The 21,755-nt window shown below is 71.9% G+C and carries 17 protein-coding genes and 1 pseudogene; 8 read left to right on the top strand and 10 right to left on the bottom strand.

All coding sequences use genetic code 11. The features are described from left to right. The first annotated feature begins 154 nt into the window (after nucleotides 1–154). The 3 genes and pseudogenes from AC3DEV_RS04445 to recR form a co-directional block, all read left to right on the top strand. Nucleotides 155–2,947, top strand: a complete 2,793-nt coding sequence (locus tag AC3DEV_RS04445) for a DNA polymerase III subunit gamma and tau (RefSeq protein ID WP_488371412.1) — start codon at nucleotides 155–157, stop codon at nucleotides 2,945–2,947. A gap of 148 nt (nucleotides 2,948–3,095) precedes the next feature. Continuing rightward, nucleotides 3,096–3,431 (top strand): YbaB/EbfC family nucleoid-associated protein, encoded by a 336-nt coding sequence (locus AC3DEV_RS04440; RefSeq protein WP_067714618.1) that lies wholly within the window; start codon nucleotides 3,096–3,098, stop codon nucleotides 3,429–3,431. A gap of 112 nt (nucleotides 3,432–3,543) precedes the next feature. After that, a pseudogene (gene recR / locus AC3DEV_RS04435) lies at nucleotides 3,544–4,149 on the top strand (recombination mediator RecR); the annotation flags it as partial. 261 nt (nucleotides 4,150–4,410) lie between these two features. On the opposite strand, the gene AC3DEV_RS04430 reads toward recR, so the two are convergent. The 4 genes from AC3DEV_RS04430 to AC3DEV_RS04415 all read right to left on the bottom strand — a co-directional run bounded on the left by AC3DEV_RS04430 (nucleotide 4,411) and on the right by AC3DEV_RS04415 (nucleotide 8,849). Further along, a complete protein-coding gene (locus AC3DEV_RS04430) occupies nucleotides 4,411–5,340 on the bottom strand; it encodes an amidohydrolase family protein (RefSeq protein ID WP_488371411.1) in 930 nt (309 codons plus the stop codon). A 269-nt stretch (nucleotides 5,341–5,609) separates the two neighbouring features. Continuing rightward, nucleotides 5,610–6,443 (bottom strand): type 1 glutamine amidotransferase, encoded by an 834-nt coding sequence (locus AC3DEV_RS04425; protein ID WP_488371410.1) that lies wholly within the window; start codon nucleotides 6,441–6,443, stop codon nucleotides 5,610–5,612. Next, nucleotides 6,440–7,747 carry a MurT ligase domain-containing protein gene (locus AC3DEV_RS04420; RefSeq protein ID WP_488371409.1) on the bottom strand — a complete coding sequence of 436 codons (1,308 nt, stop codon included), beginning with the start codon at nucleotides 7,745–7,747 and terminating at the stop codon, nucleotides 6,440–6,442. Before AC3DEV_RS04420 ends, AC3DEV_RS04425 begins: the two co-directional genes overlap by 4 nt. A 28-nt stretch (nucleotides 7,748–7,775) precedes the next feature. Then, nucleotides 7,776–8,849 (bottom strand): serine hydrolase, encoded by a 1,074-nt coding sequence (locus tag AC3DEV_RS04415; protein ID WP_488371408.1) that lies wholly within the window; start codon nucleotides 8,847–8,849, stop codon nucleotides 7,776–7,778. A 156-nt stretch (nucleotides 8,850–9,005) separates the two neighbouring features. Here AC3DEV_RS04415 and AC3DEV_RS04410 point away from each other — a divergent pair, with 156 nt between their 5' ends. The 3 genes from AC3DEV_RS04410 (at nucleotide 9,006) to AC3DEV_RS04400 (ending at nucleotide 11,915) form a co-directional block, all read left to right on the top strand. After that, a complete protein-coding gene (locus AC3DEV_RS04410) occupies nucleotides 9,006–9,947 on the top strand; it encodes an exonuclease domain-containing protein (RefSeq protein ID WP_488371407.1) in 942 nt (313 codons plus the stop codon). Between the two features lie 167 nt (nucleotides 9,948–10,114). Next, the gene (locus tag AC3DEV_RS04405) at nucleotides 10,115–11,476 is read left to right on the top strand and encodes an aspartate aminotransferase family protein (RefSeq protein ID WP_067714604.1); all 1,362 of its coding nucleotides are present in this window, start codon (nucleotides 10,115–10,117) and stop codon (nucleotides 11,474–11,476) included. Between the two features lie 7 nt (nucleotides 11,477–11,483). Beyond that, nucleotides 11,484–11,915: a phage holin family protein gene (locus tag AC3DEV_RS04400; protein WP_472981813.1), complete on the top strand. Its 432-nt coding sequence runs from the start codon at nucleotides 11,484–11,486 to the stop codon at nucleotides 11,913–11,915. 172 nt (nucleotides 11,916–12,087) lie between these two features. Here AC3DEV_RS04400 and AC3DEV_RS04395 read toward each other — a convergent pair whose 3' ends face one another. The 5 genes from AC3DEV_RS04395 to AC3DEV_RS04375 form a co-directional block, all read right to left on the bottom strand. Then, nucleotides 12,088–13,188, bottom strand: a complete 1,101-nt coding sequence (locus AC3DEV_RS04395) for a peptidoglycan recognition protein family protein (RefSeq protein ID WP_206473353.1) — start codon at nucleotides 13,186–13,188, stop codon at nucleotides 12,088–12,090. Nucleotides 13,189–13,590: 402 nt separating this feature from the next. Next, nucleotides 13,591–15,450 (bottom strand): 2-isopropylmalate synthase, encoded by a 1,860-nt coding sequence (gene leuA / locus AC3DEV_RS04390; protein WP_488371406.1) that lies wholly within the window; start codon nucleotides 15,448–15,450, stop codon nucleotides 13,591–13,593. Nucleotides 15,451–15,608: 158 nt separating this feature from the next. Then, nucleotides 15,609–16,040 carry a GNAT family N-acetyltransferase gene (locus AC3DEV_RS04385; protein WP_069388945.1) on the bottom strand — a complete coding sequence of 144 codons (432 nt, stop codon included), beginning with the start codon at nucleotides 16,038–16,040 and terminating at the stop codon, nucleotides 15,609–15,611. A gap of 52 nt (nucleotides 16,041–16,092) precedes the next feature. Beyond that, nucleotides 16,093–16,905 carry a trypsin-like serine protease gene (locus AC3DEV_RS04380; protein WP_488371405.1) on the bottom strand — a complete coding sequence of 271 codons (813 nt, stop codon included), beginning with the start codon at nucleotides 16,903–16,905 and terminating at the stop codon, nucleotides 16,093–16,095. 88 nt (nucleotides 16,906–16,993) lie between these two features. Beyond that, nucleotides 16,994–17,887, bottom strand: a complete 894-nt coding sequence (locus AC3DEV_RS04375; protein ID WP_488371404.1) for a DMT family transporter — start codon at nucleotides 17,885–17,887, stop codon at nucleotides 16,994–16,996. 71 nt (nucleotides 17,888–17,958) lie between these two features. On the opposite strand from AC3DEV_RS04375, the gene AC3DEV_RS04370 reads away from it, so the two are divergent. Next, entirely contained in the window at nucleotides 17,959–19,221 is a 1,263-nt protein-coding gene (locus tag AC3DEV_RS04370; protein ID WP_488371403.1) for an aspartate kinase, read from the top strand. A 117-nt stretch (nucleotides 19,222–19,338) separates the two neighbouring features. Here AC3DEV_RS04370 and AC3DEV_RS04365 read toward each other — a convergent pair whose 3' ends face one another. Continuing rightward, a complete protein-coding gene (locus AC3DEV_RS04365) occupies nucleotides 19,339–20,244 on the bottom strand; it encodes an endonuclease domain-containing protein (RefSeq protein WP_269501715.1) in 906 nt (301 codons plus the stop codon). Between the two features lie 345 nt (nucleotides 20,245–20,589). Here AC3DEV_RS04365 and AC3DEV_RS04360 point away from each other — a divergent pair, with 345 nt between their 5' ends. Next, entirely contained in the window at nucleotides 20,590–21,624 is a 1,035-nt protein-coding gene (locus AC3DEV_RS04360; RefSeq protein WP_069389897.1) for an aspartate-semialdehyde dehydrogenase, read from the top strand. The last annotated feature ends 131 nt before the right edge of the window (nucleotides 21,625–21,755 follow it).

Here is a 21,755-nt window from a genome sequence, read left to right as displayed (position 1 = left end):
GGGGTCTGAGGGGGCCCGATCCGCGCGCGAGGGACGTCGGGAGGGGCTGCGTATGACGCGGCCCCTCCGGTCATTTCGGTCCATCCCGGATCACGCGTGATCGTCGTCGGAAGCGGAAGTCCTCGTCGTCGTACCCCCTGGGTACCCTCTAGGCGTGGCTCTCTATCGGAAGTACCGCCCCGCCTCCTTCGCCGAGGTCGTGGGCCAGGAGCACGTCACCGAACCGCTCTCGGTGGCGTTGTCCTCCGGTCGTATCAACCACGCCTACCTCTTCTCCGGCCCGCGCGGCTGCGGCAAGACCTCGTCCGCCCGCATCCTCGCGCGCTCGCTCAACTGCGTGCAGGGGCCCACCGCCGACCCGTGCGGCGAATGCGACTCGTGCGTGGCGCTCGCGCCCGGCGGCCACGGGACCCTCGACGTCACCGAGCTCGACGCGGCCAGCCACGGCGGCGTCGATGACACGCGTGATCTGCGCGAGCGGGCGTTCTTCGCGCCGGCGTCCTCGCGGTACCGGGTGCTCATCATCGACGAGGCCCACATGGTTACCAACGCGGGCTTCAACGCGCTGCTGAAGATCGTGGAGGAGCCGCCGGAGCACCTCATCTTCATCTTCGCCACCACCGAGCCGGAGAAGGTGTTGCCCACCATCCGCTCGCGCACACACCACTACCCCTTCCGGCTGCTCACGCCCACGTCGATGCGCGGGTTGCTCGAGCGGATCTGCGAGCAGGAGGGTGTGCAGGTCGAGCCGACCGTGTTCCCGCTGGTCATCCGGTCCGGTGGGGGATCGCCGCGCGACACGCTCAGCGTCCTGGACCAGCTGATGGCCGGCGCCGGTGACGAGGGCATCACCTACCCGCGCGCGGTGAGCCTGCTGGGGGCGACCGAGGTCGCGCTCATCGACGACACGGTGGATTCGCTGGCCGCCGGCGACGGGGCCACGCTGTTCCGGACCGTCGACAAGGTGGTCGAGGCCGGGCACGACCCGCGTCGGTTCGCCGCCGATCTGCTGCAGCGGCTGCGCGACCTCATCATGGTGCAATCCGTGCCGCAGGCGATCGAGCGTGGGCTCGTCGACGCGCCGGTCGAGCAGGCCGAGACCATGCGGCGTCAGGCCGAGAACATCGGGCCCGCCACCCTCGCACGCTGCGCCGACATGGTGCACGAGGGGATGGGGTCGATGCGCGGGGCCACCTCGCCCCGGCTGTTGTTGGAGATCCTCTGCGCCAAGCTGCTCCTGCCCTCGGCGGACGACTCCATGATCGCGCTGCTGCAGCGTGTCGAGTCGCTCGAGTCGGGCGCCGTGCGGCCGGCCGCCGCGGCGGGTGCCGTCGGTGGCGGTGGATCCGCGCCGCGAGGGGCGCCTCGGGGCGACGACGACGAGTCCCGCCCCGACTCCGCCGGCGGGCCGGGGCCGCAGGCTGCCGGCCAGGCCGAGGGGCGGCCCAAGTTCGTGCGCCGGTCGCAGCAGCAGGCCGCGCCCGCTGCCGAGCAGCCGACGCCGCAGACTCCCGCGCCGGCGGGCCAGGGTGCGACCCCGGCTCCGGCGGCAGCTGCGCCTTCAACTCCGCCTCCGCCTCCGACTCCGACGCCGGCACCGACTTCGGCACCGACTCCGCCGCCGGCATCGACTCCGACGCCGCCTCCGACGCCAGCGCCGACACACGCCGCCGCCGAGTCCGCGCCGAGTCGAACCGCTGCGCCGACTGAGCCCTCAGCGCCGGCTGGAACCGAAGCGCCGACTGGGACCGAAGCGCCGAACCAGCCCGCCGTGGCAGACGACCCCGCCGCCCCGGCCGTGCCCGCCGGGTCCGTCGCGGAGCAGATCGCGGCGAACCGGACTCCCGAGTCGGAGTCCTCGCAGCACGCTCAGTCGCGGCAGTCGGCGCAGTCCCCGCAAGCGGCCCAGCCGCCGACCTCCGAGCAGCAGCCCGTGGGTGACGTCCTGCCCGGGCCGGCATCCGAGCCCGCCGCTCGTCCCGACGCCGCGAACGCTGCACCGGCAGCACCCGCCGCAGGTCCCGATGCGGGTACCGAGGCGCCAACTGCCCGAGCGGGCGCTCCGGATCCTGCGCGGGCAACCGCGGCCGGCGCCGACTCGACTCCTGCCGCCGCGTCGGCCCCACCCGCACCCGCACCCGCACCCGCGCCGGCGCAGACCGACGATCCGTGGCGCGAACAGCCCGCGACCGCGACCGAGCAGTCCGCACCCGTGCCGCCAGCATCGGTTCCGGAGCAGGCGTCGTCCGGGCCGGACCCGGAGCCGCAGCCCGAGGCGGCGTCCGCGCCCGCGGCTGGCGCACCCGGCATCGAGGCCGAGGACATCCGCCGGGCCTGGCCCGCCATCCGCGACGCCGTCCGCACCCGCACCCGCACCGTGGAGGTCATGCTCGCCGGCGCGACGGTCGCCGGGGTGGACGGCCGGGTGATCCACCTGGTGCACGACTACGCGCCGCTGGCCAAGCGCCTCTCGCAGCCGCACAACGCCACCGCCATCACCGACTCGATCACCGAGGTCGTGGGCGGCGACTGGACCATCCGCTGCACGTCGGGCTCCGCGTCCGCGGCAGCCGGGGACGCCGCGGCTCCCGCCGACGCGTCGCCTCCAGCACCCGGACGGGGATCCGCCGCGGGCCCTACTGACGCCCCCGGCGCGCCCCAGCAGGGCGAGCCGCGGGGCTGGGAGCGTCGCCTGCGCGGGGCGGACGCGGGGCAGGGCCAGGGCGGCGGTCGCTCGGGCGGCGCGTACGACGACATCCCGCCGCCGCCCGAGGAACCGGAGCCGGAACCGGGCGAGCCCAACAGCCCGCCCCCGCAGCCGGTCAGCGAGGAGGAGATGGTGGACGAGGCCCGCAGCGGCCCCCAGAACCTCGACCACCGGACCGGCGAGGACATCGCGTTGGCCCTGCTCAAGGAGCACCTCGGGGCCCGCCCGCTCGAGAGCTGACCCACCCGCCCCGCCGCGCGCCGGGGCACGGTGTCCTACCGGACGGTTACGCTGGGAACCGACCGACCGGGGCCGCCCCGGCAGGGTCAGGCCTGAATACCAGCCATGAACTCAGCACTGCCCCGCACACCGCCGAAAGGACCCCGCCATGCAGCCCGGACCCGACATGAACGCCCTGCTCCAGCAGGCACAGCAGATGCAGGCCCAGCTCGCCGAGGCGCAGCAGGAGATCGCCGCGAGCACCGTCGACGGTCAGGCGGGCGGCGGACTCGTCACCGTCTCCATGCGTGGCACCGGTGAGGTCACCGGCGTCACGATCGACCCGAAGGTCGTCGACCCCGAGGACATCGAGACGCTGCAGGACCTCCTCGTGGGCGCGTTCGGCGACGCCCACACCAAGGTGCAGGAGCTCGCCGAGTCCCGTCTCGGCCCGCTGGCCTCCGGTGGCGGCCTCGGCGACATGATGGGCGGACTGGGAATGTGAGCCCGCGGGGCCCGGCACGTTCCGGGCCCCGCCACCGGGTTCCGACCCGTAATCGGACCCGCCACCCGGCGACGCAGCCGTCGTCGGGACAGCAAGAGCACAGGAAAGCGCGATGTACGAGGGACCGGTCCAGAACCTGATCGACGAGTTCGGCAAGCTGCCGGGCATCGGTCCGAAGTCTGCGCAACGCCTGGCCTTCCACCTGCTGCAGGCCGAGCCCGACTCCGTCGAACGCCTCCGCTCCGCGCTACAGGCCGTGGTCGAGGGCGTCACCTACTGCGAGGTCTGCGGGACCGTCGCGGCGGCCGAGCGTTGCCGTATCTGCTCGGACCCGCGCCGCGACCCCACGCTCATCTGCGTGGTCGAGGAGCCCAAGGACATCGAGGCCATCGAGCGCACCCGGGAGTTCCGCGGGCTCTACCACGTGCTCGGCGGGGCGCTCGACCCCATCAACGGCATCGGACCCAACGAGCTGCGCATCGCCGGCCTGATGCGGCGGGTCGGCGGGGAGGCCGAGGGCGAGGAGATCGCCGAGATCATCATCGCGACCGATCCCAACACCACGGGCGAGGCCACCAGCACTTACCTGGCCCGTCTGCTGCGGCCGTTCCCCGATCTCGTGGTGAGCCGCCTGGCGTCCGGGCTGCCTATGGGCGCCGACCTGGAGTTCGCCGACGAGCTCACCCTCGGCAGCGCACTGTCGGGGCGCCGCATCCTCTCGGGCGGGCCTGCCCAGGCCCCCCGGTCGGGCGGCGTGCTGCGCCCCGAGCAGATCGACCCCGCGCAGCCCGCCGTACCCGCGCCGAACTCGGCGCCCGCCCAGGACACCCCGCCCGCCCAGGACACCCCGCCCGCCCCGCCCGCGGCCGCCGCGCCGACCTCCGCGCCCGCTCAGGACACCCCGCCCGCCCAGGACGCGTGGGCCCCGGCCCCGGCCGACCCCGCGCAGAGCCCGGAGATCGGCTACCCGGGCGCGGAGTCAGAGCCCGAACAGCCTCGCGGCGTTTCCGTGCCACACCGCCCGTAGCCAGTCGTCGCCGAGCCCGAGCCCGGCCAGGGCCTCGAGCTGGTGCGCGTACGGGTACGGGATGTTCGGGAAATCGGTCCCCAGAAGAACCTTGTGGCCCAGATCGGCCAGGCGACCGCGCTCGGCCTCCGGAAACGGCATGGTCTCCTCGACGAAGTCCGTGAACGCCATCGTGGTGTCGAGGTAAACGTTCTCGAACCGCTCGGCCAGGTCGAGGAACTCCGAGTACTCGCCCATGCCCATGTGGGCGACGACCAGCGGCAGCTCCGGGAACCGCTCGAGCACCGCAGCCACCGGCTCGGGTCCGGTGAACTTGCCCGCCACGGGCCCGGACCCGCAGTGGATGACGGTCGGCACCTGCGCCTCGGACAACACACCCCACACCGGCTCCAACAGCGGGTCACGGGGGTCGTACTCGCCCACCTGGATGTGCGACTTGAACACCCGTGCCCCGGCGTCGACGGCATCCCGGACGTAGTCGCTCGCCGTCGGCTCGGGGTAGAACGTCGCCGTGTGCAAGCAGTCCGGATGCCGGGAGGCGAACTCCGCGGCCCACGCGTTGAGCCAGGCGCCCATCTCGGGCTTGTGCGGATACAGCATCGAGGAGAATGCCAACACCCCGTACGAGCGCAGGCGCTCGACCCGCTCGTCCTCGGCCTCCCGGTACGTGATGGGCCAGGGGCGCCCGATCTTGGGGCCGGCAGCGTCGAAGTAGTTCCACACCTTGTCCAGAACTCGCGAGGGCATGAAGTGGGTGTGGACGTCGAGGATCCCCGGTAGTCCAAGGGGCTCCCAGAGGGCACGGACCTGCGCGGCCTCGACGGCGGGATCGGGAGGGGACACGGACCCGGGGAGGGTGGCGGTGCCGTGGTGTTCACACATGTGACCGAGGGTATGTCAGCGGGGTCGGGCAGCCGGACGATCCGGGCGTCCCCGGTCGCGTCCACCCCCGGGGTCAATGACCTCGCGGCCACAGACCGGCCCCTCGGTAAGCGATCCGCCCGCGGGCCCCGCAGCGCGAATCAATAATCGGAGGGCGGATCGGATCTGACCGGGGCAGGTCGAGGCGGCCCGTGAGCAGATCGAGGGCAGATCGCGATCCGAGGGGCCGGCTCAGTGCCGGGGGGGTCGGCGAGGGCAGAGGGGCCGGCTCAGTGCCGGGCGGCCGCGATCCGCTCGCGGCGCAGCTGCTCGACCGCCGGGACGTCGACGGGTGGCAGCGAGTCCACACCGAGCGCACGGCACAGCAGGAGGTCGGCCAGCTCGGGATTGCGGGCCAGCGCCGGCCCGTGCATGTAGGTGGCGATGATCGACCCCTGCACCACGCCCTCGACCAGCCCACCGGCCGGAACCTGCTGACCGGCCGGGACGCCGTTGCCGACCCCGGAGGTCACGCGGCCCAGGGGGGCGGCGTCCGGGCCCAGCACGGTGGCGCCCATGTGGTTCTCGAAGCCCGTCAGCGGCTGCGTCAGGCCCGGTACCTGCGGTGACACCACCAATTCGCCGATCGAGCGGGAGGCCTGCGGCGTGGTGGTGACGTCCAGCAGGCCGAGGCCGGGCGCGCGGGATCCGTCGGAGACGACGAACCACTCGCCGAACACCTGCATCCCGGCGCAGATCGCGAGCACCGGAGCGCCGCGCTCCACCGCGCGCTGCAGCCCCGGCGACCCGGACAGGTGCCGGGACGCCAACTTCTGGGCCGCGTCCTCGCCGCCGCCCACGGTGTAGAGGTCGCACGAGTCGGGGACCTCGTCCTCCAGGGTGATCCGCACGATCTCGGCGTCGTATCCGCGCCACCTCAGGCGCTGACGCAGGACCAACGAGTTGCCGTCGTCGCCGTAGGTACCCATGACGTCCGGCAGGACGAGGCCGATCCGCACCGTCGACTCGGTCGTCCGCGGCGAATCCGCGGCCACGGTGTCCAGCGGGGAGGCCGAGGCGCCGGCATTGCGGCCCCCGGCGTTGCGAGGATCCTGGGTGGTCATGACCGGGTCCCTCCCATCCGAGCCTTTCCAGTCGCGGCGATCGCGCGCCCGAGGTCACGGAACGCGGTGTAGTTGGCCAGCACCTCCACGCGCCCGGGTGGGCAGCGCCGGATCGCGGCCAGCGGGTCCGGCTCCAGCTCGTGCTCGACCCCGGCGTAGCTCAGCCGCACCGAGAGATCGGCGGCGCGCTCGCCCGCGGCGTACACGGGCACCCCCTCGAAGCTCTCGAAGCGCACGTCCCACAACCACGACAGGTCCACGCCGTCGGCGACCTGTCCGTTCACCGCGATCACCAGGCCGTCGGCGGAGGTGTCGATCATCCCCAGCGCCTCCTGCCAGCCCGCCGGGTTCTTGGCCAGCAGTAGATGCGCGGCCCGCCCGTCCACGTCGACGGTCGAGTAGCGGCCGGCCACGTCGTCGACCTGCTCGACGGCCCGGGCGGCGGCGGCGGGGTCGGCGCCCATCGCCACGGCGGCGGCGACGGCCTGTGCGGCGTTGCCCCGGTTGGCCCGGCCCGGGATGGCCAGGTGCATGGGGGCGGTGAACCCGTCGGGTCCGTGGATGGCCTCGTCGTCGACCCACCAGTCCGGCTCGGGGCGCTCGAACGTCCGGCCGTCGGGCAGCGTGCCCTCCGACCGCCACCGCACGGCCCCGGTGGAGTCGACCGTCCGGGAGATGGGCTCGCCGGTGCGCGGGCAGCTCACCGAGTCGCCCGCCCACGCCGACCCGGCGGCCACCCAGACCACGGACGGATTGTCGTAGGCGACGGAGGTGATCATCACGTCGTCGCAGTTCGCGATCACCGTGGCCTGCGGCTGCGCGGCCACCCCGGCGCGCAGCCGACGCTCGATCGCGTTGATCTCCCCGACCCGGTCCAGCTGATCGCGGCTGAGGTTGAGCAGCACGATCGCCTCGGGGTCCGTGTTCTCCGCGACCGCCGGGGTGTGGAGCTCGTCCACCTCGATGGCGGCCAACCCGGCCACACGGTCGGCCCCGAGTGCGGAGACGATCCCGGCGTCCATGTTGTCGCCACCGGTGTTCGAGGCGACCCGGCCCACGGTCGACAGGGCGGAGGCGACCATCCTCGTCGTCGTCGACTTCCCGTTGGTCCCCGTGACCAGCACGGTCCGGCGGCCCGCCGCGAGCTGGCGCATGAGACCCGGATCGAGCTTCAGCGCCACCAGGCCGCCGATCATCCCGCCCGACCCGCGTCCCGAGACCCGCGACGCCCAGGTCGCCAGGCGGGAGACGGCCACGGCGGCCCGGCCGCGGGGGGTGAGTGCGGTGATCGCGCGGGAACTCATGTCGCAGAGTCTAGGCAGCGCGGCCTCCTCAGAACCGCGCCGCACCGCCGAGCGCGGTCACCACGTCGTGCCCGAGCTCGGCCAGCACCTCGTCGGGGCCGTTGAACATCCCGGCCGAGGTGCCGATCGCGGCGATCGCGTAGCGGCCGCTGGCGGTGTTCACCACGGCGATGTCGTGCGACTCGGTGTCGGTCTCGCCGGTCTTGTTGGCGACCGTCCCCGACGGCAGGCGGTCGGGCAGTTTCCACTGCCGTTCCTGCTCGAGCAGCGTGTCCAACACGATCCGGGCGACGGCGGGCGAGGTCAGCGCCTCGCCCTCGGGTGCCCGTCCGTCGGCGGCGCGGACGAGTTCGGCCAGGTAGCGGACGCTGCCGCGGGCACTGACGCGGCTCCAGTCGCCGGTCCACTCCCAACGGAACGCGCCGCCGGTGTGGAACTGTTCGGCCAGGCCCACGCGCTCGGCGATGTCGTTGAGCGCGGTGATGGGATCGGTGGTGTCGGGCGCCGCGGGGCCGTCCACCGACAGGTCGTACAGGAGGTTGGCCGCGTCGTTGTCCGAGACGGTGAGCGCCGCGGCGAGCAGGTCGTCGAGTTCGCCGTAGGGGGTCTGCGCCGACGGGTCCGCCTCCCACGCCTCGAGCGCGCCCACCGCGTAGGCGATCTTGATCACCGACGCGGCGTAGCGCGGCTCGTCGTCGCCCGCACACACCTCGCGCTCGTCGGGGGAGTCGATCGCCCGCACGCAGACCCCGAGCTCGAGGCCGGCGTCGGCGGCGTCGTCCACCGCCGTGGCCAGCAGGGGACCGATCTCGACCCACCCCCGCGGGAGGGGCCGGACGAGCCGCACCGGGTCCCCGACCCGGCCGTCCGGTGCGGAGGCGGTGGTGGGTGCCACGGTGGCGCCGCGGGGTGCCGGCGCGTCCGCGGCGGAGGGGCGGACGGTGGCGCCGGGCGCGGTCACGGCCACCCCGAGCAGCGCGGCGAGGCACAACGCGAGGTAGGACCCGACTGCCACGCGGATCCGGCGGCGGGTGCGGCGCCGCGCGCGGACCGGGGCGTCGCGCAGCCGCGCCGCAGGCGTGTCGGGCCGGTACCGCCGCACGTCGCCTCCTGGGTCGGACCGGACCTCGCGGCCGGGACTGGTTGATCGGCGTAGACATTAACCCTCCGGGCCGGGTGGGAGGAATCGGCGGTGTGAACACCGTGACCTGCGACGGTGACGGCCGGGTTGTCGGAGGGGTCTGGGACGATGGTGGGCATGGCAGGGTGGGTGGTTGTGGACGTCGAGACGTCGGGGATGACGCCGGCGGTCGACCGAGTGTTGTCGGTGGCGGCGGTGGTGATCGACGACGACGGCGAGGTGGTCGAGGAGTTCGCGACCCTGCTCAATCCGGGGGTGGACCCGGGGCCGGTCCACGTGCACGGTCTCACCCCGGCGCTGCTGGCGGGCAAACCACGCTTCCCGGACGTGGCCGCCGAGTTGGACCGGGTGCTCGACGGGCGGACAGTGGTCGCGCACAACGCCGCCTTCGACGCGTCGTTCCTCGCGGCCGAGGCCCGCCGCGCAGGACTCGCCGCCCCGCTCGAGCGGTTCCTGTGCACCCTGGACTTCGCCGGTCGGCTGCACCTGTCCACCGCCGACCTCAAGCTCTCGACGCTCGCCGCGCACTTCGGGGTGGAGCAGCGGGCCGCGCACGACGCCCACGATGACGCCCTCGTGTTGGCCGGGGTGTTCGCCGGACTGCTCGAGGTGGCCAGGGGCAAGGACGTGCAGCCGAAGGTGCGCGAACTCGACGCGATGGTGGCGCATCCCGAGACCGGCTACCTCGTGTCCACGGTGTGGGCGGAGGCCCTCGCCGCCCCCAGGCTGTGGCGGCCGGCCGGGCGGCTCAAGCGCGGCGGCGGGCTGGTGCAGGGTATGGAGGTGGTCTTCACCCAGGACGTGGACCGCGATCCGGAGGAGATCGCCGGCCTCGTCGTCGACTCCGGTCTCTACGTCGCCGACCGCATCTCGTCCCGCACGTCCCTCGCGGTGTGCGACGCACCGGGGGCCGTGCGGGGTCGGACCGCGTTCGCCCGCAAGAAGGGGCTCGAGCTGGTGCCGTACGCGCGCTTCGAGGAGATGCTCGCCGGCGTCGCCCCCGGGCGGCCCGTCGCCGGGGCCCAGGCCGTGGACAGTGCGCAGGGGGCGCTCTTCTGACCCCCGCGTTCCGCGCTGCTCGGCGCCCGCGTTCCGCGCTGCTCGGCGCCCGCGTTCCGCGCCTCCAGACCCCCGCGTTCCGCATCGTGGGGCGCTGGTCCGAGGCGGCGCGGCGGAACTGACATGATGGGCGACGGCCACCGTCGTCGACCACAGGAGTACCGCAAGTGCCCGCACCCCAGAACGCCGCCGCCCGTGAGGTCTACGAGAAGGAACGCGCCCACGTCCTGACCCCGTGGTCGGCCTGGGGCTCGAGCGACCCGATGGTCGTCACCGCGGCCGAGGGCTGCCACCTCACCGACGGGGACGGCAACCGGCTGCTCGACTTCACCTCGCAGCTGGTCAACACCAACATCGGCCATCAGCACCCGGTGGTCGTCAAGGCCATCCAGGACCAGGCCGCCGAGCTGTGCACCATCAACCCGGCGCACGCCAACGCCGCCCGCGCCGAGGCCGCCCGCCTCGTCGCCGAGGTCGCGCCCGCCGGGATGAACCGCGTGTTCTTCACCAACGCCGGCACCGAGGCCGTCGAGCACGCCGTCCGCATGGCCCGCCGCCACACCGGCCGCCACAAGACCCTGTCGGCGTTCCGCAGCTACCACGGCGCCACCACCACCTCGATGAACCTCACCGGTGACACCCGCCGCTGGGCCAACGACATGGGCAACACCGGCGCCGTGCACTTCCACGCCCCGTTCCTGTACCGCTCGCAGTTCTACGCCGAGAACGACAAGCAGGAATGCGACCGGGCGCTCGAGCACCTCGACTCGCTCATCGGCCTCGAGGGCCCCGACCACTTCGCCGCCCTCATCATCGAGTCGGTGCCCGGCACGGTCGGCATCATGGTGCCGCCGGCCGACTACCTGCGCGGTGTGCGCGAGATCTGCGACAAGTACGGGATCGTCATGATCTGCGACGAGGTCATGTCCGGCTTCGGCCGCACCGGCGAGTGGCTCGCCCTGGACCACTTCCGCTCCGGCGACGACGACTGGGCGCCCGATCTCATCACCTTCGCCAAGGGCTCGAACTCGGGTTACGTCCCGCTCGGCGGCGTCATCCTGCACGACCGCATCGCCGCCTCCTTCGAGACCACGCCCTACACCGGTGGCCTGACCTACGCCGGACACCCGCTGGCCTGCGCCTCCGTGGTCGCGACGATCAATCTCATGCGCGACGAGAAGATCGTCGAGAACGCGAAGATGATCGGCGAGGACGTCATCGGCCCGCGCCTGCGCGAGCTCGCCGAGAAGCACCCGTCGATCGGCGAGGTCCGCGGCCTCGGCGTGTTCTGGGCCGTGGAGATGGTGGCCGACCGCGAGACACGCGAGCCCCTCGCGCCCTACGGTGGATCATCGGAGGCGATGGCCCGCACGTTCGGTAAGGCAAAGTCCGACGGCCTGCTGCTGTTCATGAACTACAACCGATTCCACGTGGTGCCGCCGTGCATCATCACCCCGGACGAGGCCAACGAGGGCCTCGACATCTTCGACCGCGCACTCGACGTGGCCGACGAGTACGTGAGGAGCTGACCATTCGATGGCGCTGATATTGCGGCTGATCGTCAACGCCGTCGCCCTGTGGGTGGCGACGCTGATCGTGCCGGGCATCACCCTGCACGAGATCTCCGGGGCCGCAGCCTCTGGCGCCGGCGACATCGAGAACGAGGTGAACGTCCCCACCATCACGGCGCTGCTCGTGGTCGCGGTGGTGTTCACGCTGGTCAACGCGGTGATCAAACCGATCGTTCAGTTGCTGTCGCTGCCGCTGACGATCCTCACCCTGGGCCTGTTCCTGCTGGTGGTCAACGCGCTGATGCTCATGCTCACCGGCTGGATCACCACCACGCTGCAGCCCTTCGGGGCCGAGTACGTGGTCAGCGGGTTCTGGGCTGCATTCTTCGGCGCGATCGTGATCGGCCTGGTCAACTGGGTGCTCGGCATGCTGGTCCCCAGCCGCGCCCGCGACTGAGCGGCGGCGGCCCGCGCCGGGCCCGCCGCCCGGGCGGGTCCGCCGCCCGGGCGGGCACCCGCCCGCCGAGCAGAGGAATTCGCGCACCCGCTACTCGGGCGATGCAGTAGAGATCCTCTGCTCGGCGGCGACGGCTACGCCGCGAGGGGCGTGCGGCGCGGCCCCGTTCAGGTCAGGAGCCGAACACCGCCGAGGAGACGGCGGTCGGGGCCCAACCCCGCGCTGCCTGGTCGCGGATGAACTGCATCTGCGGGTAGAACGAGTTGCCCGGGCAGGCGGTCCCGCCCCAGTCGCGGTGGCCCGACACGGCCATCATCGGTCGCGTGGCCCCACCCTGCGGGTTGCGGTAGTTGATCCCCGCACGCGGGTTGATGCCGGTGGCGTTGCACAGGGCCCGGACGCAGTCGATCGCCGCGCCCACCGCGCGTGAGGTTGGCGGTGCACCGGTGAAGTCACCGAGCAGGCTGATGCCGATGTTGCCGTTGTTGAAGCCCCCCACGTGGCCACCGGTGACGATCGGGGGTGCGATCCCGGCGACCGGCGGGAACTGGAAGACGGGGTTTCCGACGGGCGTTCCGCCGCGGCCCTGGTAGATCCGGCCCTCGGGGTCGATGAGCAGGTGGTACCCGACGTCGCCCCAGCCCAGGGTGTTGGCGTGATAGTTGTAGATCGCCCGCACGCTGGCCGCACGGTCCGGCCCGACCGGGGATGCGGTGTGGTGGATCGTGATGGACTGCGCGGGGAAGTAGGAGGGCGCCCAGCGGAAGCCCGCGACATCGCCCGCACCCCACGCCGCGCGCGGGATGACCGGTAGGCCCGCCAGACCGACGCTGCCGAGGCTGTAGTTGCGCGGGGTTCCGCGGCCGTCGTCGAACACGGTCGCCTCGGCGCCCGCGGGCGCATCGACCTCGTACCCCACGGCACCATCGGGCGCGCCGACGAGTTCGGAGGCGGGCGTGCTGCCGGCGTCCGGGGCGGAGTCCATCCCCTCGAGCGGGAGCCAGTCACCGACCGAGCCGTCGGGGAATGCGAACCGGATCCGGCCGACGATCTCCTCGGCACTGGGGAACGTCACGCCGACGTAGCCGAGAGGGCCGTTGGGCTGGATCATCCCGCTGCCGGTCGAGACCGACTGCATGAGGTCCTGGGCCACGCCGAGCGAGCCGGTGGTGAAGGGATTGGCCCCGGCGACGGGACCTCGGACGGTGGAGGCGACGGCGGCGCCCACGCCGACGGATGCGGCTGTGAGAAATCCACGGCGTGTCACGGACATACGGGCTCCAGACTGAGGTTTGCGAAGGGCCGACCCATACCTATCGGCGCGGCCCGCCGCTACATTACGCGCTTGACGTGACCGAATCGAGACCCTCGTTACCGGAGGGATATCTGAGGGTGATGTGACTGATGTGGCGGCGTCCGCCCGGACGATGAGACCAAACGGCTTGTGCCGCCCCACGATTCGGGCGGCCACGACGCGCGACGAGAAGACCGTTCCGCACACAGCCTCTCGGGCGATGTGCGCGGAACGGTCTTGTCGATGTCCGAAGGGCGGGCCCACCCGCGCGGCGGGCCCACCCGCGCGGCGGGCCCACCCGCGCGGCGGGCCCACCCGCGCGGCGGGCACCACCCGGGCGGTGGGCCCACCCGGCGCGCCGGCCCAGACGACGTCAGCCGGTCAGGGAGCCCAGGTGCGGGCGCCCTCGACCGAACCGACGGCCTCGGCGCCCTCGGCCTCGTCGGCGTAGGCGCGGTTGACGGCGGAGACCACGGCGCGCAGGGAGGCGGTGGTGATGGAACCGGCCCGTCCGACACCCCAGAAGACCCGGTTACCGAACTGCACCTCGACGTACGCGGCCGCGGTGGCGTCATCCCCGGACGTCATCGCGTGTTCCGAGTAGTCGAGGATGCGTACCTCGTCGTCGAACATCTCGTTCAGGGCGGCGACGAACGCGGCGAGGGGTCCGTTCCCGGACCCCGCCAGCTCACGGGTCTCGCCCTTCCACTTGATGACGGCCTCGATGGCGTCCTCGCCGTCATCGGTCTCGGCGGGGACGAGGTGCTGCGACATGCGCTCCATGGGCGAGACGCGGTCCAGGTACTCCAGCGAGAAGATGTCCCACATCGCCTTGGGGGTGACCTCGCCGCCCTCGGAGTCGGTGACCGACTGGACCAGGGCGGAGAACTCCATCTGCAGGCGCCGCGGCAGCTGCAGGCCGTAGTCGCTCTTCATGATGTAGGCGACGCCGCCCTTGCCGGACTGCGAGTTCACGCGGATGACGGCCTCGTAGGTGCGGCCCTCGTCCTTGGGGTCGACCGGCAGGTAGGGGACCTCCCACGTGATGTCGGTGATGTCCTCGCCGCGGGTGTCGGCCTCGGCCTGCAGGGCGTCGAAGCCCTTGTTGATGGCGTCCTGGTGCGAGCCGGAGAACGCGGTGAAGACCAGGTCGCCGCCGTAGGGGTGGCGCTCGGGCACGCGCAGCTGGTTGGCGTACTCGACGGTGCGGCGGATCTCGTCCATGTCGGAGAAGTTGATCTGCGGGTCGACGCCGCGGGTGAGCATGTTCATGCCCAGCGTCACCAGGCAGACGTTGCCGGTGCGCTCGCCGTTGCCGAACAGGCAGCCCTCGATGCGGTCGGCGCCGGCCTGGTAGCCCAGCTCGGCGGCGGCCACGCCGGTGCCGCGGTCGTTGTGCGGGTGCAGCGACAGGATGGTCGACTCGCGGTTCGCCAGGTTGCGGTGCATCCACTCGATCTGGTCGGCGTACACGTTGGGCGTGGCCATCTCGACGGTCGCCGGCAGGTTGAGGATGATCGGGTTCTCGGGGGTGGCGCCGACGACCTCGGTGACGGCGTCGCAGATCTCCTTGGAGAACGCCAGCTCGGTGCCGGTGAAGGACTCGGGCGAGTACTCCCAGCGCCAGTTGGTGTCGGGGTAGTCCTTGGCGATCGTGGTGACCAGCTCGGCGGCGTCGGTGGCGATCTTCTTGATGGCCTCGCGGTCCTTGCGGAAGACCACCTTGCGCTGCAGGATCGACGTCGAGTTGTAGAAGTGCACGATCACGTCGGACGCGCCCTCGCACGCCTCGAACGTGCGGCGGATGAGGTCCTCGCGGCACTGGACCAGCACCTGGATGGTGACGTCCTCGGGAATCGCGTCGTCCTCGATGATCTCGCGGACGAAGTCGTAATCCGTCTGCGAGGCGGACGGGAATCCGACCTCGATCTCCTTGTAGCCCATGCGGACGAGCAGGTCGAACATGCGGCGCTTGCGCGCGGGGCTCATGGGGTCGATCAGGGCCTGGTTGCCGTCGCGCAGGTCCACGGCGCACCACTGGGGGGCGTGGGTGATGATCTTGTCCGGCCACGTGCGGTCGGGCAGGGAGACGTCCTCGACCTCCTCGGCGAACGGCCGGTACCGGTGCGCCGGCATCGAGGAGCCGCGCTGCTTGTTCCACGACGGCTGGTCGGGGCGGCCGGGCTTGGAGGGGGGAGTCAGGGTCGACGACGACGAGACGAAGGCATCAGCGGGATTCATTGCAGTGGCTCAACTTCCTAGGGGGGCGATCGGCAGGGATCGGACCGGCGCGACGAGATCCCGCGACGGGGAGCCGGTCCGCCTCAGCGGGCCCCGCCGCGGCACCCAAGAAGGAGCACGCGCTGCATGCGGGCCATCATACACATCCCCGCGGGACGTCACGGAATCGGAATCACGAACGTAGAGGGCTCGGCCGTGATCCCTTCGGGCGGTGCCGCCGGCGGGTTCTGCGTGAGGTCGTCGGGTACCACCATGGATCCCCACACCTTGCTGCAGCCGGCCTCCTCGGCCACCTCCACCGCCTTCTCGACGAGTCGGTGGGCGATGCCGCGGCCGCGCAGGTCCTCGCGGACCCGGATCCCGTAGACGAACAGGTCGGGGCTGGCGCCGAGGTGCCCGGTCTCCACCGCGACGAGCATCGCGACCGGCACCTCGTCCTGCAGCGCCAGCACGAGCAGGTTGGATCCGCGGTCGAGGAAGTCCGTGGTCCATTCCGCGGTGGGCGGGGTGCTGAGCAGGTCGCCCGCGGACAGCACGAGGTCCACGTCCGCACGCGCGGCGCGGCGGATGACGAGCTCCGGCGGGGTCATTTGTCCAGTGTGGCAAAAACCCGGGGGGTTCGGCACTGCCACGTGACCTGGGTCATCGGTTGGCGATCATCCAGTCGATCCAGCCGTTCTGGGCGGGGATCGATTCGTACCGGGCCGGGATGGTGCCGTCGGGCTGCCGGCGGGCGCGGTCGGAGACGTTGTGGACGCCCACCAGTCGGTCACCCTGGAACACGGGTCCGCCGGAGTCGCCGGGCGAGAATCCGCCCTGGGTGGTGTGGGAGTGGCCGACGCGGGAGCCGGGTCGCGCCTCGATCCGCTCGAGGCGGGTCAGGCCGGTGCGCAGGACGGGTGAGCGCATCCCGAGGGGTTCGGTCTCGCCGAAACCGTGGAAACGCAGGACGTCGCCGGGGGCGGGGTCGACGCCGGCGCGCCGCACGGACGGCGACGGCGCGGGGTGGCGGAGCTTGAGGAGCATGAAGTCCCCGGCGGGTGCCTTGTAGGCGGCGGCCGGGGTGTGGCGACCGAGGCTGCCCGTGTCGAGGGAGCCGAATGCGCCGACGATGCTCGGGCTGGCCAGTGGGGCGGTCGAGCCGAAGCCCCCGGGCACGGTGGCCCAGTTCCCGAATCCGAGGGTGTACGAGTCGGGGTTCGTCGGTCCGCAGTGTGCGGCGGTGGCCACCCAGCGCGGGTGGATGACGACGCCGGTACACGGGGCGCCGAGCACGTCGCCGAAGACGGTGATCTGCACGGCCCACGGGGCGGGGCCGGAGGGGGCGCCGTTCACCACGGCTCCGGCCGTGGGTGCCGCGACCGCGAGCGACGCGGCGACCGTCCCGACAATGGCGGCCACCGCTGCGGCCAACCGACGGGGCCGGGTGGGGCCACTGTGACGTGTGAGGCGCATGGGGCCAAGCCTAGGCGATCGGGGGGATGGCGCGGGCCGGTTGGCGAGGGTCCTCATGGTGAGGACGTCGCGGCATGCACCGGGCGCGTTACTCGGAGTCGCGGTGGTTCTGCGCGCGGTGGTCGGGGATCGGCGGAGCCGTGTCGACCTCCTTGTGCGCGAGCCGCACCGTCGCGAGCACCATCACGGTGAGGGTGGCGCCCAGGAGCATCAGCGCGGCGCCGTCGACGGAGAACCACTCGCCCAGCACCACCACGCCCAGGCCGAGCGAGACGACCGGGGTGGTGACCGTGGAGGCGGGCACGGCCTGGTGCACCGCGCCGGCCGAGAACGACATCTGCTGCAGCGTCAGCGCGGCGACGGCGGCCACCCCCAGTCCGTACACCTCGCCGGTCGTGGCCACGGTGAACAGTCCGCCGTCGTGGAACCGCTCGGTGACGCCCTTCGTCAGCAGTGCGACGTAGGCGAACGCGGTGCCGCCGGCCACGCCCAGCAGGAGGGCACGGTTGCCGTTGGAGCGGCGGTTGCGGGAGACACCGAGGAGGGCGACGACGACGAGGAGTCCGCCCGCGCACGCGAGTGCCCACTGCCACCAGGGCGGGTGGGCGTCTCCTCCGGTGGGCCGTCCGTAGATGACGAGCACCATCACGCATCCCGTCAGGACGTACCCCCAGAAGAGTTCGGTCTTGGTGACCCGCCGACCGGTGACCCAGGCGCCGAGGGGGAGGGCGAACGTCAGTGAGAGAACGGTGATCGTCTGGACGAGGATGAGCGATCCGAACGCGAGCGCGAGGCCCTGGAACGCGAATCCGGCGAGGCTGATGACCATGCCGGTCCACCAGTACCGGCTCGCGAGCACGTTGAAGTGACCCTCGTGTCGACCCTTCGCACGCTGGGGGGATCGGTGCCGCATGACGGTTCCGAAGGCCTGGCTGAGGGCGGACGCGAGGGCGAGAATCACTGCCGCCCAGATTTCACTCATCCCTGATGAGTAAACACCTCCCGTAAAGTAGGTCTGCGGTAAGCCGATCAACACCGGAAGGGTGTGACCGCGTGGCACTCGTAGTGCAGAAGTACGGCGGCTCCTCCGTGGAGTCCGCAGAACGAATCCGTCGGGTGGCCGAACGGATCGTGGAGACCAAGAAGGCGGGCAACGACGTCGTGGTCGTGGCCTCGGCGATGGGCGACACGACCGACGAGCTACTCGATCTGGCCGATCAGGTCTGTCCCTCGCCTCCGCAGCGCGAGATGGACATGCTGTTGACCTCGGGGGAGCGCATCTCCAACGCGCTGCTCGCGATGGCCATCAGTTCGTTCGGGATGGAGGCCTATTCCTTCACCGGATCCCAGGCCGGGATCATCACCACGACCAGGCACGGCAACAGCCGCATCATCGACATCACCCCGGGGCGCGTCCGTGAGGCGCTGGACGAGGGCAAGATCGCCCTCGTCGCGGGCTTCCAGGGGGTGTCCCGAGAGACCCGCGACGTCACGACCCTGGGTCGCGGCGGGTCCGACACCACCGCGGTCGCTATGGCCTCGGCCCTGGGTGCGGACGTGTGCGAGATCTACTCGGACGTGGACGGCATCTACACCGCCGACCCGCGGATCGTGCCCGATGCCCGCAAGCTCGACACCATCTCGTATGAGGAGATGCTGGAGATGGCGGCCGTCGGGTCCAAGATCCTCAACCTGCGCAGTGTGGAGTTCGCCCGCCGCTACCACGTGCCGCTGCGCGTCCGCTCTTCGTATTCGACCAACCCGGGCACGCTCGTGGCCGGAAAAGTGGAGGACATCCCCGTGGAAGACGCAGTCCTGACCGGAGTCGCTCACGACGCCTCGGAGGCCAAGATCACGGTCGTGGGCATCCCCGACCAGCCGGGGTACGCGGCCAAGATCTTCCGCGTGGTGGCCGACGCCGAGATCAACATCGACATGGTCCTGCAGAACGTCTCCAAGGCGGAGGGCAAGACCGACATCACCTTCACCTGCCCCCGCGAGGTGGGTGCCAAGGCGACCGAGGTCCTGTCCAGGGCCAAGGACGAGCTGGGCATCGACCAGGTCCTCTACGACGACAACGTCGGCAAGGTCTCCCTCGTCGGCGCGGGCATGAAGTCGCACCCGGGCGTCACCGCGACGTTCTGCGAGTCGCTGTCCGAGGCCGGCATCAACATCGAGCTCATCTCCACCTCCGAGATCCGCATCTCGGCGCTGGTCCGCGAGGACGAGCTGCCCGACAGCGTCCGCGCGCTGCACAAGGCGTTCGAGCTGGGCGGCGACGAGGAGGCGCAGGTCTACGCCGGCACCGGCCGCTGACCTGACCCTCGCCCGGCCCGCCCCGGCGCCCACATCGATAAGACAGTTCCGCACCCATCGCCCGAAAGCGGTGCGTGCGGAACTGTCTTTTCGACGGCGCCCCGGCGCCCCGGGCGCTCACCCTCCACGCTCTCGGACCCCGGCCCGGATGTCCGCGGCGGTCGCGTGCGCATCGCGGGTGACCATGGTCGTGGTGAGGGGATAGACCAGCCAGCCCGCGCGGCGCAGGCGGTTCCAGCGGGTGAGATCTTTGGCGTGCTGCGCCGGGTCGCGGTGGTGCTCGCCGTCGTACTCGACACCGATCTTCAGCTCACGGCGCGCCAGGTCGAGGACGTACGGCAGCCCGGGTGCGGGCACCTGCGTCTCGAATCCCGTCAGACCGTGGTCCAGCAGGAATAGTCGGGTCCGGGTCTCCCACGGCGACGCGGCTCCGGTGTCGCAGAGGTCGAGTGCGGCCAGCACCTGCCGTTTGCCGGGGATCCGTCGGGGGTCCATCGCGAGTGGCCGGACGTCGCGCTCCGGGTCGACGCCGATGGAAGGACCCGCATCCAGGGCGATGACGGCGTCGGTCAGGGTGCCTCGCCGCGCGATGTCGAACAGTGCCCATGCGGGGCTCGCGGCCAGGCCGGCACCCGCGGTCCCGGTCAGGTGGACGACGTGCTCCGGCGGAATCCGGTACTGGCGGCCGATCATCCCGGGCCGGCGCACCCGGGTCGATCCGGCGGCGAACTCGTCAAGGTAGTCGCGTGGCGGGAACGGGTGGCCGTGTGCGTCTGCCGCCAGCCAGCCGGTCGCGACGGCGTCCGGGTACAGCGCGGAGATCGCCGTGATCCGGGTGAGCGGGTGGCTGCGATCGGCGGTCCGGGGCAACCACAGTCCGCGGTGGTGCCGGACGAGGCCGCTGGAGTGCAGGCGCCGCCCGCGTTCCGGGACGAGGTCGCGCGTGCGGCGGGGGGTCTGGTCGGGGCGCATGGTCCAAGCGTCGACGACGACGAGGGCCACCTCGGCCGTCGATCCCGCCATCGCGACGTCGCCTGTGGAGGCGGGCGGGGCTGTGGAGAGACCGGCCCGCGGTCGGTGAGCGGTCAGTTATTCCTGGACTCGCTCTGCCGGCCGCCGGCCAGATCCCCCCTCCCCGTCGAGAAGGACGTTCCGCACACCCTCGTCTCGGCCGATGTGTGCCGGACTGTCTTCGCGACGCGACGCGACGGGGCGGTGTCTGTGCCCGAAGCGCGGCCGGGTGTGACGCACGCCGCTGTCCGAGCTGGGCGACCCCGGTAGGATGGGGTACTGCCGGTCGGTCGAGCGCAGGGCGGAGAACCCGTCCGCGGCGGGCCGGGACCAACCTTTCAGGAGTTGACCTTTTCGATGACCACTGTCGCCGTAGTCGGAGCCACGGGCCAGGTGGGGCGCGTCATGCGTGCCCTGCTGGAGGAGCGGGACTTCCCGGCTGACAAGGTCCGTTTCTTCGCGTCCGCCCGGTCCGCCGGCACCACGCTGCCGTTCCGCGGCGAGGACATCGTCGTCGAGGACACCGCCAACACGCCCGACGAGGAGCTGGAGGGGATCGATATCGCCCTGTTCTCGGCCGGAGGCACGATGTCCAAGGAGCAGGCCCCGCGGTTCGCCGCGGCCGGCGCCGTCGTCGTCGACAATTCCAGCGCGTGGCGCAAGGACCCCGACGTCCCGCTCGTCGTCTCCGAGGTGAACCCCGGCGCGGCGAAGAACCCGCCCAAGGGCATCATCGCCAACCCCAACTGCACCACGATGGCCGCGATGCCGGTGCTCAAGGCGCTGCACGACGCGGCCGGCCTCAAGCGCCTGGTCGTGTCGACGTACCAGGCGGTCTCCGGTTCCGGGCTCGCCGGCGTGGACACGCTGAACGATCAGATCACCGGCAATGTCGGCGCGGGCCACGAGTTGGTGCACGACGGCTCGGCGCTGAAGGTCGACGACCACGGCCCGTACGTCGCGCCGATCGCGTTCAACGTGCTGCCGCTCGCGGGTGGGCTCGTCGACGACGGGTCCGAGGAGACGGACGAGGAGCAGAAGCTGCGCAACGAGTCGCGCAAGATCCTCGACCTGCCGGAGCTGCGGGTCGCCGGTACGTGCGTGCGTGTGCCGGTGTTCACCGGTCACACGCTGAGCATCAACGCGGAGTTCGACAAGGACATCACCCCGGAGCAGGCGCGCGAGCTGCTGTCGAACGCCCCGGGCGTCAAGGTCGTCGACGTGCCGACCCCGCTGGACGCGGCGGGCATCGACGAGTCGCTGGTGGGCCGCATCCGCCAGGACCAGTCGATCGAGGGCAACAAGGGCCTCAACCTCATGGTGGCGGGCGACAACCTGCGCAAGGGTGCGGCGCTCAACACCATCCAGATCGCGGAGCTGCTGGTCAAGTAGCGCACCTGCTGGTCGAGTGGCCAGTCGCGGGCTGAGCTGGTCGGGAGTACGACGACGACGAGGCCCCGCAGTCGCACACAGGCGAGAGCCGCCGCCCGGTCGCGCAGACCGGGCGGCGGCTCTCGTGCGTC

The organism is Dietzia sp. IBK-p2-15D (genome assembly GCF_057773105.1).
Note: the sequence above shows the minus strand (reverse complement) of the source record. Positions and strands in the feature narration are given on the sequence as shown.